The 13,058-nt window shown below is 75.5% G+C and carries 15 protein-coding genes; 12 read left to right on the top strand and 3 right to left on the bottom strand.

Translation table 11 applies throughout. The annotated features are described in order from the left end of the window. From VEW93_04025 to VEW93_03980, 10 genes are all read left to right on the top strand, one after another. Positions 1 to 1,696 (top strand): CTP synthase (locus VEW93_04025; GenBank protein HYI60955.1); only part of this gene is annotated, 1,696 nt, incomplete at its 5' end. 17 nt (positions 1,697 to 1,713) lie between these two features. Further along, the gene (locus VEW93_04020; GenBank protein HYI60954.1) at positions 1,714 to 2,262 is read left to right on the top strand and encodes an NUDIX hydrolase; all 549 of its coding nucleotides are present in this window, start codon (positions 1,714 to 1,716) and stop codon (positions 2,260 to 2,262) included. Beyond that, entirely contained in the window at positions 2,262 to 3,221 is a 960-nt protein-coding gene (locus tag VEW93_04015; GenBank protein ID HYI60953.1) for a tyrosine recombinase, read from the top strand. The genes VEW93_04020 and VEW93_04015 overlap by 1 nt, the downstream gene beginning before the upstream one ends. Positions 3,222 to 3,297: 76 nt before the next feature. Continuing rightward, entirely contained in the window at positions 3,298 to 3,612 is a 315-nt protein-coding gene (locus tag VEW93_04010) for a TraR/DksA C4-type zinc finger protein (protein HYI60952.1), read from the top strand. A gap of 77 nt (positions 3,613 to 3,689) precedes the next feature. Beyond that, positions 3,690 to 4,205, top strand: coding sequence for a hypothetical protein (locus VEW93_04005; GenBank protein ID HYI60951.1), 516 nt, complete (start codon positions 3,690 to 3,692; stop codon positions 4,203 to 4,205). A gap of 98 nt (positions 4,206 to 4,303) precedes the next feature. After that, entirely contained in the window at positions 4,304 to 5,167 is an 864-nt protein-coding gene (locus tag VEW93_04000) for a segregation/condensation protein A (GenBank protein HYI60950.1), read from the top strand. Between the two features lie 10 nt (positions 5,168 to 5,177). Then, entirely contained in the window at positions 5,178 to 6,263 is a 1,086-nt protein-coding gene (scpB, locus tag VEW93_03995) for an SMC-Scp complex subunit ScpB (GenBank protein ID HYI60949.1), read from the top strand. Further along, positions 6,250 to 7,056 carry a pseudouridine synthase gene (locus tag VEW93_03990; protein HYI60948.1) on the top strand — a complete coding sequence of 269 codons (807 nt, stop codon included), beginning with the start codon at positions 6,250 to 6,252 and terminating at the stop codon, positions 7,054 to 7,056. Before scpB ends, VEW93_03990 begins: the two co-directional genes overlap by 14 nt. An 11-nt stretch (positions 7,057 to 7,067) precedes the next feature. Continuing rightward, entirely contained in the window at positions 7,068 to 7,436 is a 369-nt protein-coding gene (gene aroH / locus VEW93_03985; protein HYI60947.1) for a chorismate mutase, read from the top strand. Between the two features lie 75 nt (positions 7,437 to 7,511). Then, positions 7,512 to 8,954: a 3-phosphoshikimate 1-carboxyvinyltransferase gene (locus tag VEW93_03980; GenBank protein HYI60946.1), complete on the top strand. Its 1,443-nt coding sequence runs from the start codon at positions 7,512 to 7,514 to the stop codon at positions 8,952 to 8,954. 192 nt (positions 8,955 to 9,146) lie between these two features. On the opposite strand, the gene VEW93_03975 is transcribed toward VEW93_03980, so the two are convergent. Together VEW93_03975 and VEW93_03970 are read right to left on the bottom strand one after the other, a co-directional pair. Next, a complete protein-coding gene (locus VEW93_03975; protein ID HYI60945.1) occupies positions 9,147 to 9,737 on the bottom strand; it encodes a dihydrofolate reductase in 591 nt (196 codons plus the stop codon). Continuing rightward, positions 9,734 to 10,579 carry a thymidylate synthase gene (locus VEW93_03970; protein ID HYI60944.1) on the bottom strand — a complete coding sequence of 282 codons (846 nt, stop codon included), beginning with the start codon at positions 10,577 to 10,579 and terminating at the stop codon, positions 9,734 to 9,736. Before VEW93_03970 ends, VEW93_03975 begins: the two co-directional genes overlap by 4 nt. A 97-nt stretch (positions 10,580 to 10,676) precedes the next feature. On the opposite strand from VEW93_03970, the gene cmk reads away from it, so the two are divergent. Together cmk and VEW93_03960 are read left to right on the top strand one after the other, a co-directional pair. Beyond that, positions 10,677 to 11,312, top strand: coding sequence for a (d)CMP kinase (cmk, locus tag VEW93_03965; protein HYI60943.1), 636 nt, complete (start codon positions 10,677 to 10,679; stop codon positions 11,310 to 11,312). Further along, positions 11,309 to 12,214 (top strand): lysophospholipid acyltransferase family protein, encoded by a 906-nt coding sequence (locus tag VEW93_03960; protein HYI60942.1) that lies wholly within the window; start codon positions 11,309 to 11,311, stop codon positions 12,212 to 12,214. The genes cmk and VEW93_03960 overlap by 4 nt, the downstream gene beginning before the upstream one ends. 53 nt (positions 12,215 to 12,267) lie before the next feature. On the opposite strand, the gene VEW93_03955 is transcribed toward VEW93_03960, so the two are convergent. Then, the gene (locus VEW93_03955; protein HYI60941.1) at positions 12,268 to 12,684 is read right to left on the bottom strand and encodes an HNH endonuclease signature motif containing protein; all 417 of its coding nucleotides are present in this window, start codon (positions 12,682 to 12,684) and stop codon (positions 12,268 to 12,270) included. Between the last annotated feature and the right edge of the window lie 374 nt (positions 12,685 to 13,058).

Raw genomic sequence — 13,058 nt, 5'->3', positions numbered from 1 at the left:
CACCGCCAGTTCATTGGGACGGTTGCTCAAGCTGCGGGGCCTGCGGGTGGTGATGCAGAAGCTCGACCCCTACATCAACGTCGACCCCGGCACGATGAACCCGTACGAGCACGGCGAGGTGTTCGTCACCGACGACGGCGGCGAGACCGACCTCGACCTCGGCCACTACGAGCGCTTCGTCGAGTGCCAGCTGAGCGTCGACTCGAACGCCACCACCGGCTCGATCTACCAGGCGGTGCTCGCCGCCGAACGCCGGGGCGACTACCTCGGCAAGACCGTGCAGGTGATCCCGCACATCACCGACGAGATCAAGCGCCGCATCACCCGGCTCGCCACCGACGACGTCGACGTCGTCATCACCGAGGTCGGCGGCACGGTGGGCGACATCGAGATCCTCCCGTTCCTCGAGGCCATCCGGCAGTTCCGCCTGGACGTCGGCCGCGAGAACGTCTGCTACGTGCACCTGACCCTGGTGCCCTACATCGGGCCGTCGGGCGAGCAGAAGACCAAGCCCACGCAGCACTCGGTGACCGAGCTGCGCAGCCGGGGCATCCAGCCCGACGTGATCGTGTGCCGCAGCGAGTCGCCCATCTCCGACGGCCTGAAGCGCAAGATCTCCTCGTTGTGCGACGTGCCCCCCAGCGGGGTGGTCAACGCCGCCGATGCCGGCAACCTCTACGAGGTGCCCCTGATCCTCCACGACGAGGGCTTCGACGCCGAGGTGTGCCAGGTGCTCCGCCTCGACGCCGCCGATCCGGACCTGACCGAGTGGCAGGTCATGGTCGACCGCATCGAGGCCGCCGACCGCACCGTCCGCATCGGGATCATCGGCAAGTACGTCAGCCTGCCCGACGCCTACCTGTCGGTGGTCGAGGCCACCCGCCACGGCGGCTTCCACCACGGGGCCAAGGTCCAGATCGACTGGATCCAGGCCGAGGAGGTGGTGGGCCTCCTGGGCGCCGGCCGCCTGTCCGACCTGGACGGCATGGTCATCCCCGGCGGCTTCGGCGAGCGGGGGACCGAGGGCAAGATCGCGGCCGCCACCTACGCCCGCGAGAACGCCATCCCGTGCCTGGGCCTGTGCCTGGGGCTGCAGATGATGGTGGTCGACTACGCCCGCAACGTGCTGGGCCTGACCGGGGCCAACAGCCGCGAGCTGGACCCGGCCACGCCCTACCCGGTGATCGACCTCATGGACGCCCAGCGCGACGTCACCGACAAGGGCGGCACCATGCGCCTGGGGGCCTACGTGGCCGAGCTCGACCCCGGCTCCCAGGTGGCCGAGATCTACGGGCGGACGGTGGTCTCCGAGCGCCACCGCCACCGCTACGAGTTCAACCCCCGCCTCCGGCACCACTTCGAGGGCACCACCCTCCGGCTCTCGGGCACCTCGCCCGACCACCGCCTGGTCGAGTTCGTGGAGCTGCAGGACCACCCGTTCTGGATCGCCACCCAGGCCCACCCGGAGCTGAAGAGCCGGCCCAACCGCCCGGCCCCGCTGTTCCGGGAGCTGGTGGGGGCGGCCCTGGACCGGGCCGAGGCCCGCAACCCCCACCTCTTCGACGTGGACGACCTGGCCGGCGAGCCGGCCAACGGCGGCCGGGCCCTCCCGCCGGCCCCGGCCGAGACGGCCGACCGCCCCGGGACCGCTGCCGGGGCCGGCCACCGGCTCGGCGCCCCCAGCGCGGCCGGCTGAGCCGGGCCACCGGCGCGGTGACGGGCTTCCAGCACCTGGGCGACGACGACGTCGTCGAGCGGCCGCGCCTGCGGGTGGTGACCGCCCGCTTCTCGGCCCCCGACGGGTCCGAGTTCAGCCGCTCGGTGGCCCGCACCCCGGGAGCGGTGGCCGCCGTGCCGCTGCTCGACGACGGGACCACGGCGCTGCTGGTGCGCCAGTACCGGGGGGCCATCGACGCCGAGCTCCTGGAGATCCCGGCCGGCCTCCTCGACGTGGAGGGCGAGGCCCCGGAGGCGGCCGTGCGCCGGGAGCTGGCCGAGGAGGTCGGCCGCCGCCCCGACGAGCTGGCCCTGCTGACCACGGCGGTGGTGGCGGCCGGCTTCAGCGACCACACCGTGGCCATCTACCTGGCCTCCGGGCTCCACGAGGTGCCCACCGACCGCCAGGGCGTGGAGGAGGCGGCCATGGAGGTCGAGGCCGTCTCCCTCCTCGACGCGCCGGGCCTGGTGGCGGACGGCACGCTCACCGACGCCAAGACCATCATCGGGCTCCTGGCGGCGCGGGAGCGGCTCGGGCTGCGCTGATGGGCGCGCCGGACGTCGCCGAGGGGGGGGCCGAGGGGGGCGCCGCCCTCCTACCCCTCGAGGTCGAGGAGCTCCTGAGCTGGCTGCGGGTCGAGAAGGGCCGCTCGCCCACCACCCTGGCCGCCTACCGGGGCGACCTGCGCCGGTACTGCGCGTGGCTGGGGGAGCGGGGCCTGGACCTGGGGGCGGTGGGCGAGGACGACGTCGCGGCCTACATCGGCCACCTGCGCGACGGCGGCCGGGCCCCCTCGTCGGTCAAGCGGGCCGTGGTGTCGGTCCGGGCCCTGCACCGGTTCCTGGCCCGAGAGGGCAGCGCCCCCCGCGACCCGGCCTCGGAGATCGCCGTGCCCCGCGTGCCCCGGGGCGTGCCCAAGGCGCTGACCGAGGACGAGGTGGCGGCGCTGCTGGCCGCGGTGGTGGGCGACGACGCCCGGGCCCGCCGCGACCGGGCCATCCTGGAGGTCCTCTACGGCACCGGACTGCGCATCAGCGAGCTGTGCGGCCTGTCGGTGGCCGACGTGGACCTGGACGCCGCCCTGGTCCGGGCCCTGGGCAAGGGCTCCAGGGAGCGGATCGTGCCCGTGGGCCGCCTGGCCGTGGACGCCGTGCGGGCCTGGCTGGCGCCGGGCGGGCGCGACGTGCTGGCCCCCCGGCGCTGGGCCCGCCGCGACGACGCCGACGCCCTCCTGCTCAACGGCCGGGGGGGCCGGCTCAGCCGCCAGGGGGCGTGGGGGGTGGTGCGCAAGTACGGCCTGCTGGTCGGCCTGGGCGACCGCCTCACGCCCCACGTGCTGCGCCACTCGTGCGCCACCCACATGCTCGACCACGGGGCCGACGTCCGGGCCGTGCAGGAGCTGCTGGGCCACGCCTCCATCAGCACCACCCAGGTGTACACGCTGGTCTCGACCGAGCGGCTGTGGAGCGTCTACCGCGACGCCCACCCCCGGGCCCGGGCCTGAGATCCCCGGGGGGGGCCGGGAGAGGCGCTCGGGAACGCCGGCCCCCGAGCCGGTGGCCCCGCACTACCCTTGCCGGATGCTGAGCAGCGACGAGCTCTCGACCCTGCGCGACTCCCTGGAGGAGGCCGAGGCCGGCCTTCGTCGGCAGCTGGCCGAGCTCGGGGCCGACGCCTTCGACGAGAACTTCGCCGACTCCGGCCAGGTCGCGGCCGAGCAGGGCGAGCACCGCGTCCTGGCCGGCGCCCTCTCGGACCAGCTGGAAGAGGTCGTCCGGGCCCTGGGCAAGATCGAGGCCGGCACCTACGGCGCGTGCGAGGTGGGCGGCGAGCCCATCCCCCTGACCCGCCTGGAGGCCGTGCCCACCGCCCGGTCCTGCATCGACCACACCTGACCGTCGTCCTCGCCCGATGGCCGTGCTCGCATGACCGCTGCCGCCATGATCGCCGTCGCCATGATCGCCGTCGCCGGATGACCGCCGGCCACCTGGTCCGGCGCTTCGTCGGCTCCCTGGCGCCGGGGACGGTGGCCGGCGACGACCTGGCCTGGGTCGACGGGCAGCTGACGGAGCGCGAGGGCGAGCTGTGGCGCTCGATGCCGCGGGCCGACCGGCGCCACTCCCTGGCCGTGGCCCGCCGGGTCCAGGCCGCGTTGGGGGCCGAGGCCACCCGGCCGGTGCTGGCCGCGGCCCTGCTCCACGACGTGGGCAAGGTGGCCTCCGGGCTGGGCACCTACGGGCGGGTGATGGCCACGCTGTCGGGGGCGGTGGCCGGCCGGGACATGGCCGAGGCCTGGAGCCAGACCCGGGGCGTGACCCGCCGCATCGGCCTCTACCTGCGGCACGAGGAGCTGGGCGCCGACATGCTGGAGCTGGACGGGAGCGAGCCCCTCACCGTGGCCCTGGTGCGGGAGCACTCCTGGCCCGACGACGAGCGCAGCGTCCCCGGCCACCTGGCCGACGCCCTGCGGGCGGCCGACGACGCCTGACACCGCTCGGGGGACACTCGGAGGGCGCAGGACCCCGCTGACCAGGGCCGATGCCGGGCCGTCGACGCAAACCACACCGGTGTCATATGCTCTCGGGCGTGGCCTACCAGGTGCAGACCCCCGTCTACGACGGCCCGTTCGACCTGCTCCTCCACCTGATCCTGCGGGAGCAGGTCGACCTCTACGAGGTCTCGCTCTCCGCCGTGGTCGAGGCCTACCTGGGCGAGCTGGAGCGCATGGAGCACGTCGACCTGGAGGTGGCCACCGAGTTCCTGCTCATCGCGGCCACGCTGGTCGAGCTGAAGGCCCGGCGGCTGCTCCCCGGCGACGCCGAGGTCGACCTCGACGACGAGCTGGCCCTGTGGGAGGAGCGCGACCTGCTCCTGGCCCGCCTGCTGGAGTGCAAGACGTTCAAGGACGCCTCCCGGGTGCTGGCCCGCCTGGCCGACGCCGCCGCCCGGTCGTGGCCCCGCCGGCCCGCCACCGAGGACGCCTTCGTCGACCTCACCCCCGACGTCATGGTGGGCGTCACCCCCGAGGACGTGCGCGCCGCCTTCCTGCGGGCCACCGCCCCCCGGCCCACCCCCCGCATCGACCTCGACCACGTCGCCCCCATCGGCATCTCGGTGGCCGACGCGGTGGCCGAGCTGGTCGACGAGCTGCCCCGGATCGGCACCATCGGCTTCCGGGCCCTCACCGCCTCGCTGGTCGACCGGCTGGAGGTGGTGGTGCGGTTCCTGGCCGTGCTGGAGCTGTGCAAGCAGGGCCTGGTCGACCTGGACCAGCGGTGGGTCCGCCCCCCGGCCGGCGAGGACGGCGCCGCGGTCCCGGGCGACCGCGCCCGCTTCGGTGACATCCGGATCACCTGGATCGGGGGCGAACGCGACACCGCGGCCGGTGGCGAGGACGGCGAGAGCGTCCTGGCCGGCGTGCTCGGTCGCGTCGACGCCTACGAGGGCTGAGGGAGCACGGGTGGAGGGCACGCCCGACCTGGCCCCGGAGACCCGGCGCGCCCTGGAGGCCATCGTCATGGTGGCCGCCGACCCGGTGCCCCCGCAGATGCTGGCCCAGCTCCTGGAGATCGGCGTCGAGCGGGTCGAGGAGGCCTGCGCCGCGCTGGCCTCCGACTACGAGGCCCAGGGCCGAGGCTTCGTGCTGGTGCGGGTGGCCGGCGGCTACCGCTACCAGAGCCACCCCGACGCCGCCCCCTACGTCGAGCGCTACGTGCTGGAGGGCCAGGCCGGTCGCCTGTCCAGCGCCGCCCTGGAGACGCTGTCCATCGTGGCCTACAAGCAGCCGCTCTCCCGGGCCCAGGTGGCGGCCATCCGGGGCGTGAACGTCGACGGGGTGATGCGCACCCTCCAACACCGGGGCCTGGTGGCCGAGGTGGCCCGCGACCCGGGCCCGGGCCAGGCCGTCCTGTACGGCACCACCCCGCTGTTCCTGGAGCGGCTGGGCATCGACTCGGTCCACGACCTGCCGCCCATCGCCGCCTTCGTCCCCGGGGCCGAGGTGGTCGAGGCCCTGGAGCACAGCCTCCGCCTCGACACCGTCCCGGATCCCCCCGAAGGTGACTCGGCCGCCGAGGCCGCCGAGGCCGCCGAGGCCGCGAGCGCCGCGGACGCCGACGCCGAGGACCGGGACTCGGATGCCGGCGGGCCGGACCTGGACCCCGGCCGGGCCCCCGACCACGACGAGCTCTCGACCGGCGCCTGGGGGACCGCCGAGTCAGAGCTGGACGGGACCGAGCTGGACGGGACCGAAGCGGACGGGACCGAGCTGCACGGGACCGAAGCGGACGGCGCCGAGCTGCACGGGACCGAAGCAGATGGGGCCGAGCTGCACGAGGTCGAGGCGGATCGGGCCGAGCTGGGCGAAGCTGAGCTGGACGGGACCGAGGCAGACCGGATCGAGATGGCCGGGCCCGAGGGCGATGTCGACCTGGCCGCCGAGCTGGGGGCACCGGGGGACTGGGAGCCCGAGGCCGGCGGGAACCCCGCGGCCGAGCCCGGGCCGGTCGACGGGGGCATCGGCGGTGGCGACCGTGGAGGGTCCTGAGGGCGGGGCGCGCCCCACCGACGGCTCGTCCGACGAGGGCCGGATCCGCCTGCAGAAGGTGCTGGCCCGGGCCGGGCTGGGCAGCCGGCGGACGTGCGAGGAGCTGATCGCGGACGGTCGCGTCACCATCGACGGGGAGGAGGCCGCTCTCGGCGACCGGGTCGACCCCGAGCGGTCCCGGGTCACCGTGGACGGGGTGCCCATCGGCATCCGCCCCGGGGCCGTCTACTACCTGCTCAACAAGCCGGCCGGAACGGTCACCACTGCCGATGATCCCCAGGGCCGGCCGGTGGTGGTCGACCTGGTGCCGGCCGAGCCCCGGGTGTTCCCGGTCGGCCGGCTGGACCTCGACACCGAGGGCCTGCTCCTCCTGACCAACGACGGCGACCTGACCCACCGGCTGACCCACCCGTCGTTCGGGGTGGAGAAGGAGTACCTGGCCGAGGTGGCTGGTGGCCCGCCGGGCCGGGGGGCCCTGCGGAGCCTGCGCGAGGGGGTGGAGCTGGACGACGGCGTCACCGCCCCGGCCACGGTGGGCGCCGTGGGGCCGTCGCTGCTGCGCATCGTCATCCACGAGGGCCGCAACCGGCAGGTCCGGCGCATGTGCGAGGCGGTGGGCCACCCGGTGCAGCGCCTGGTGCGGACCCGCATCGGCAGCGTGACCGACCGCCACCTGGCCCCCGGGGCGTGGCGGGAGCTCACCGTCGAGGAGGTCCGGGCCCTGGAACGGGACGCCTCCGAGGCGGCCGAGGACGCCGAGGGCGGGTCCGGCGGGCCGGGCGGCCCTCGCTAGCATCGCCGGCCATGGCCCCTGCGGTGCGAGCCCTGCGGGGCGCCACGACCCTCGACGAGGACGACCCCGAGCACATGCAGGAGCGCGTGGTGGCCCTCCTGGAGGAGCTGCTGCGCCGGAACGACGTCGACCACGACGACCTCATCAGCGTGCTCTTCACCGCCACCGACGACCTGGTCAGCACGTTCCCGGCCACCGCGGCCCGCACCATGGGCCTGGGCGACGTGCCCCTCATCTGCGCCCGGGAGCTGGCCGTCGAGGGCGGCACGGCGCTGTGCGTCCGGGTGATGGTCCACCTCACCACCGAGCGCCGCCGGGACGAGATGCACCACGTGTACCTGGAGGGCGCCCGGACCCTCCGCGACGACCTCCCCGGCTGAGCGGCGTGGCCGGCCGACCCGCCCCCGATCCCCTCGGGGCACCGGACCCGCCCGACCGTGGGCCAGCGCCGGGCCATGCCTGAGCCGGCCGTCCCGACGGCGTTGGCCGACCTGCCCGACCCGTTCCCGATCGTGCCCTTGGCGGCGCCGCCCGATGCGCTGATCCGGGTGCCGGGGGGGCGCAGCATCACCAACCGGGCCCTGGTCGCGGCCGGTCTGGCCGAGGGCACCACCGTGCTCCGGGGAGCCGGCACCTCCGACGACACCGAGGCCATGGTCGACTGCCTGCGGGCCCTGGGGGCGGCCGTCGACGTGGCCCCGGCCCCGGGCGGCGCGGACATCACCGTCTCGGGCGTGGCCGGCCGGCCCGGGGGCGGTGTCGACGTGTTCACCCGCCTCTCGGGCACCACGTCGCGGTTCGTGACCGCGGTGGCGGCCCTGGCCGACGGGCCCGTCCGGGTCGACGCCGCGCCCCCGATGCGGGCCCGGCCCATGGCCGACCTGGTCGTCGCCCTCCGGGCCCTGGGCGTGGCGGTGGACGAGGAGGGTGAGTCGGGCCACCTCCCCCTGGTGGTCACCGGGCCGCTGTCCGGCCATGAGGTGCTGGTGCCGGGCACCGTCTCCAGCCAGTTCCTCTCGGGCCTCCTGCTGGCCGCCGGGGCCCGGCCGGGGTTGCCGTTCCGGGTGCGCCTGTCGACCGACCGCCTCGTCTCCGCCCCGTACGTGGCCATGACCGCGGCGGTGATGGCCGCGTACGGCGTGGAGGTGGAAGGCGTAGAGGTGGAAGGCGTGGAGGTGGAAGGCGTGGAGGGCGGCGCGAACGGGGACGGCGCGGATGCTCCCGGTCGGGGCGCCCTGGCCATCGGGCGGGGCGGCTACCGGGCACCGGAGGCGGGCTACGACGTCGAGCCCGACGCGGCGACGGCCGGCTACTTCCTGGCCGCAGCGGCCATCACCGGCGGGCGGGTCACGGTGCCCGGCCTGCCCTCGGCGGGCCTGCAGGCCGACGCCGAGCTGGTCGACGTGCTGGACGCCATGGGCGCCACCGTGACCCGCTCCGGCCGTGACGTCACCGTGGCGGGCCCGGCCGCGGCCGGTGGGCCCGGCGGGGCCCGGCTGCGGGGCGGCACGTTCGACCTGACCGCCTTCAGCGACATGGCGCCCACCGTGGCCGTGCTGGCCGCCTTCGCGGCCGAGCCGGTGGAGGTGACCGGCGTGGGGTTCATCCGGGGCAAGGAGAGCGATCGCATCGCCGCCTCGGTGGCCGAGCTGCAGCGCTGCGGCGTGCCGGCCCGGGAGACCGACGACGGCTTCGTGGTGTGGCCCGACGGTCGACCGGCCGGGGCCGAGCCGCACGGGGCGGTGATCCGGACCTACGACGACCACCGCATGGCCATGTCCTTCGCCCTGCTGGGCCTGGTGGTGCCGGGCGTGGCCATCGCCGATCCGGGCTGCGTGGCCAAGACCCACCCCGGCTTCTTCGCCGACCTGGACCGCCTCCGCACCCCGGCCCGCTGACCACGGCCGTCCTCGCTCGGCCGTCCTGTTCAGTCGTGTTGTCGACCGCCTTCCCGCACCGGCCGCGGTGGCGCCGCGCTGGCGGGGCACCCGCCGGGCCAGGACGCAGGGCCGCGACCGCATGGACGGGGCAGCAGGGACCGGGACCGCAGGGTGGACCGCCGGGCCGAGGCCGTTGGTGGGCCGAGTCGGTCAGGGTCGGAGGCCGTCGGCCTCGTCGTGGTGCCGGCGGTCGAGGACGTCGAAGGTGAGGCGGGGATCGTCGCCGGCCCGGGAGGCCACCAGGTGCCAGGCCGTGGCATCCAGCGGGGGGAACCACGTGTCGGCGTCGGGCACGGCCACGTCGATGCGGGTCCGGTCGATGCGCACCACCTGGTCGAGCAGGGCCCGGTAGAGGGCGGCCCCACCGGCCACCGCCGGGGCCGGGTCGGTGGCCCGGGCCTCGTCCAGGGCCGCGGTCGGGCTCGGGGCCCAGGCCACGCCGGCCGGCAGGTCGACCAGCGGCGAGGTGGACACCACCACCAGCCGGCGGCGGGGGAGGGGCCGGCCGATGGATTCCCAGGTGCGACGGCCCACCACCAGGGTGTGGCCGTCGGTCACCCGCCGGAAGCGGGCCATGTCCTCCGGGACGTCCCAGGGCAGCCCGCCGGCCCGGCCGATGGCCCCGTCCCGGCCCACGGCCACGATCAGCCACGGCCCGTCGACCAGGGGCGGCTCCCGGCCCGGCGTCGGCGGCGGCGTCGGCCCGGTGGCGGGGACCGGGCCGGGCTCCTCGGCGCTCACACCGCCACGGGGGCGGGCAGGCCCGGCGCCGGGTCGTAGCCGGTGACGGTGATGCTCTCGGGGGTGAAGGCGTCGATCTCGGTGATGGCGGGGTCGAGCTCCAGCCGGGGCAGGGCCCGGGGCGTGCGGCCCAGCTGGGTGCGGGCCTGCTCGTGGTGGTTGGCGTAGAGGTGCACGTCACCGCAGGTGTGGACGAACGTGCCGGGGCGCAGGCCGGTGACGTGGGCCACCATGTGGGTCAGCAGGGCGTAGGAGGCGATGTTGAACGGCACGCCCAGGAACACGTCCGCCGAGCGCTGGTAGAGCTGGCACGACAGCCGGCCGTCCGCGCTGACGTGGAACTGGAACAAGGTGTGGCACGGGGGCAGGGTCACCTGCTCGGCCTCGGCCGGGTGCCACCCGGTCACCACCAGCCGCCGCGACGTGGGGTCGGCCCGGATGGCCTCGACCACCCGGGCGATCTGGTCCACGCCGTCGGGGGCGTAGGTGCCGTCGGGGCGCGGGGTGGCGCCGAAGTTGCGCCATTGGTGGCCGTACACCGGGCCCAGGTCGCCGGGCTGGCGCCCGAAGCGGGCCGCCTGCTCGGGCGTGGCCCACTCGTCCCAGATGGTGACGCCCCGCTCGTTCAGCCAGTCGTTGTCGGTGCGCCCCTGGAGGAACCACAGCAGTTCCACCACCACCGAACGGAGGTGGACCCGCTTGGTGGTGAGCAGCGGGAAGCCGTCGGCCAGGTCGTAGCGGGACTGCCAGCCGAAGAGGGCCCGGGTGCCGACGCCGGTGCGGTCGGGGCGGTCCTCTCCCTGGTGCATGACGGCGTCGAGCAGGTCGAGGTACTGGCGCATGGGTCCTCCGGGGCAGCCGATCCTACGGGGAGGCGGGAGGCCCGGGCGCGCATCCGGCTCGGGGCCGGGCCGGTGGTGGCCGCTAGGTTCGGGCCCCGTGAAGGTCATCGCCATCGACGGGCCCGCCGGCTCGGGCAAGTCCACCATCGCCCGTCGCCTGGCCTCCCGCCTGGGCCTCGAGTACCTGGACACGGGGGCCATGTACCGGGCCGTGACCTTCGCCGCCCTGCGCCGCGGCCTCGACCCCAGCGACCGGGGCGACGTGGCTCGCATCGTGGCCGACCTGGAGCTGGTCGTGGCCCCCGAGGCGGTGGTCGTCGACGGGGTGGACGCCACCATCGAGATCCGGGGCCCCGAGGTCACCCGGGCCGTGTCGCTGGTGGCCGCCAACCCCGACGTCCGCATCGAGATGGTGCGCCGCCAGCGGGAGTGGGCCACCGAGCGGGGCGGGGGTGTGCTCGAGGGTAGGGACATCGGCACCGTGGTCTTCCCCGACGCCGCCCTCAAGGTGTACCTGACGGCCCGGCCCGAGGTGCGGGCCGAGCGCCGCTCCCAGGAGGTGTCCGAGCTGTCGTACGAGACCGTGGCCGCCGACCTGGCCCGTCGCGACGCCCTGGACCAGGGCCGGGAGGCCTCCCCCCTGGCCGAGGCGGACGGCGCCCTGGTGGTCGACACCAGCGACCTGGGAGTGGACGAGATCGTGGAGTCCCTGGCCGCCCGGGTGCCCGCATGAGCGCCGATCGTCCCGGCCGTCTCGCCGGCGAGGGAGGCGGCCCCGAAGGGGGCGGTCGTCCCCACGAGCACGACCAGGCCGCCGACGTCGAGGGCGCCGACTCGCCCGGTGGCTCCGGCCAGATGGATGCCGGCCCGTCCGGTGGTACCAGCGAGGCGGGCCGCGACGGCCAAGCCGTGTCGGCCGAGGAGGCTCGCCCGGCTCGGGCGGCGGGCCGGGCCACGGCCGTGATCCGGCTGGGTCGGCCCACCGTGGTCGAGCGCATCCTCTACGGCATCGCCTGGGGGCTGCTGGCCGTGGTGGGCCGGGGCTGGCTGCGGGCCGAGTTCCACGGCCGGGAGAACCTGCCGGCCGACGGGCCGTACATCCTGGCCCCGGTCCACCGGTCCAACATCGACTTCATGATGGCCGCCCTGTGCACCCGCCGCCGGCTCCGGTTCCTGGCCAAGGACACGCTGTGGAAGCCGGGTGTGGCCGGCCTGTGGTCGGCCCTGGGCGGGATCCCGGTGGCCCGGGGCACTGCCGATCGGGAGTCGCTGGCCGCCTGCCAGAAGGTGCTGGAGGCGGGTGAGCCCCTGGTGATGTTCCCGGAGGGGACCCGCCAGAGCGGCCCTGTGGTCCGGCCCCTGTTCGACGGGCCCACCTTCGTCCAGGCCCGCACCGGTGTGCCCATCATCCCGGTGGGCATCGGCGGCACCGAGCGGGCCATGCCCAAGGGCGCCAAGGGCATCCGTCCGGTCAAGGTCCACGTCGTCATCGGGGAGCCCCTGCCCGCCCCGGAGGCCGACGGGGCCAGGGCCAAGCGGGCCGCCATCCGGGCCCAGACGGCGCTCCTGTACGAACGCGTGCAAGAACTGTTCGACGACGCCCAACGTCACACCGGGCACCCCAACCGCCGCTGAGCTGGCCCCACGCCGCCCCGGCTGGCCGGACCGTGCCGTCGGGCCCGCCCGGCTCACGGGGGCCGGAAGTCCCAGTGCCCGGGTCCGCCGGTGAGGGTCCAGCCGGTGTAGGTGATGAGGTCGTGGTGGGGGCGGCAGAGGCGAGCCAGGTTGTCGAGTTGGGTGGGGCCGTCGTGGGCGTAGTCGGTGCGCCAGTGGTGGATCTGGAGGTGGTGCCGGGCCGAGCAGTCGGGCACGACGCAGGCGCGGTCGCGGGCGATGAGCGCGGCGCGGACGGGGGCGGGGACGTAGCGCCGGTCGGTGCTGATGACGGCGACGTCGGTGCCTTTGGTGATCACGGTCTTGAGGAGCGCGTCGTGGGCCAGGGTGCGGGCGAAGGTGACCGGGACGGGTCCGAGGCCGGGGACGTCGCAGGTCTCGCCGTCGGTGGTGTGGCCGCGGATGAGGGCCTCGTAGGACGCGTGGACCATGACCTGGGCCGGGGCTCGGCGGTTGCCGCCGGTGCGTCGTCGTTCAGCGAAACGTCGCTGCGACAGGGGCACGCCTGGTGGTGCGTCCGGTCTCGGCGGCGGGCTGGTGGCGGGATCGGGGGAGGCGGCAGAGGTGGGGCTGGAGGTGGATCGTTCAGCTCGGTCGAGTCGTTCAGGCTCGGGGAACAGGGGCGGTGCACCTGGTGCTGGGCGGTCGTGGCGGTGGGCTCTCCCGGAAGGTCGGTCGACCGGCGGGCTGTCTTGTCGTTGAGGTGTCGGGCGCTCGTCGTGAGGGTCCAGGGGCCGACCGCTGGTCGGGGTCGCGGTCGTGGTGGGCCCGGCCGGGGCGGCAGGTTGGATCGGGTCCGGGTCGG

It is taken from the genome of Acidimicrobiales bacterium (assembly GCA_035630295.1).
GTDB lineage: Bacteria > Actinomycetota > Acidimicrobiia > Acidimicrobiales > Iamiaceae > Iamia.
Note: the sequence above shows the minus strand (reverse complement) of the source record. Positions and strands in the feature narration are given on the sequence as shown.

Bases quoted from the DNA above. Each gene is read 5' to 3' on its own strand.
- VEW93_03980 (HYI60946.1), top strand. From the start codon at position 7,512: ATGCCTGAGCCGGCCGTCCCGACGGCGTTGGCCGACCTGCCCGACCCG.
- VEW93_03955 (HYI60941.1), bottom strand. From the start codon at position 12,684: ATGGTCCACGCGTCCTACGAGGCCCTCATCCGCGGCCACACCACCGAC.
- VEW93_03970 (HYI60944.1), bottom strand. From the start codon at position 10,579: ATGCGCCAGTACCTCGACCTGCTCGACGCCGTCATGCACCAGGGAGAG.
- aroH (HYI60947.1), top strand. From the start codon at position 7,068: ATGGCCCCTGCGGTGCGAGCCCTGCGGGGCGCCACGACCCTCGACGAG.
- VEW93_04005 (HYI60951.1), top strand. From the start codon at position 3,690: ATGACCGCCGGCCACCTGGTCCGGCGCTTCGTCGGCTCCCTGGCGCCG.
- VEW93_04015 (HYI60953.1), top strand. From the start codon at position 2,262: ATGGGCGCGCCGGACGTCGCCGAGGGGGGGGCCGAGGGGGGCGCCGCC.
- VEW93_03960 (HYI60942.1), top strand. From the start codon at position 11,309: ATGAGCGCCGATCGTCCCGGCCGTCTCGCCGGCGAGGGAGGCGGCCCC.
- VEW93_04010 (HYI60952.1), top strand. From the start codon at position 3,298: ATGCTGAGCAGCGACGAGCTCTCGACCCTGCGCGACTCCCTGGAGGAG.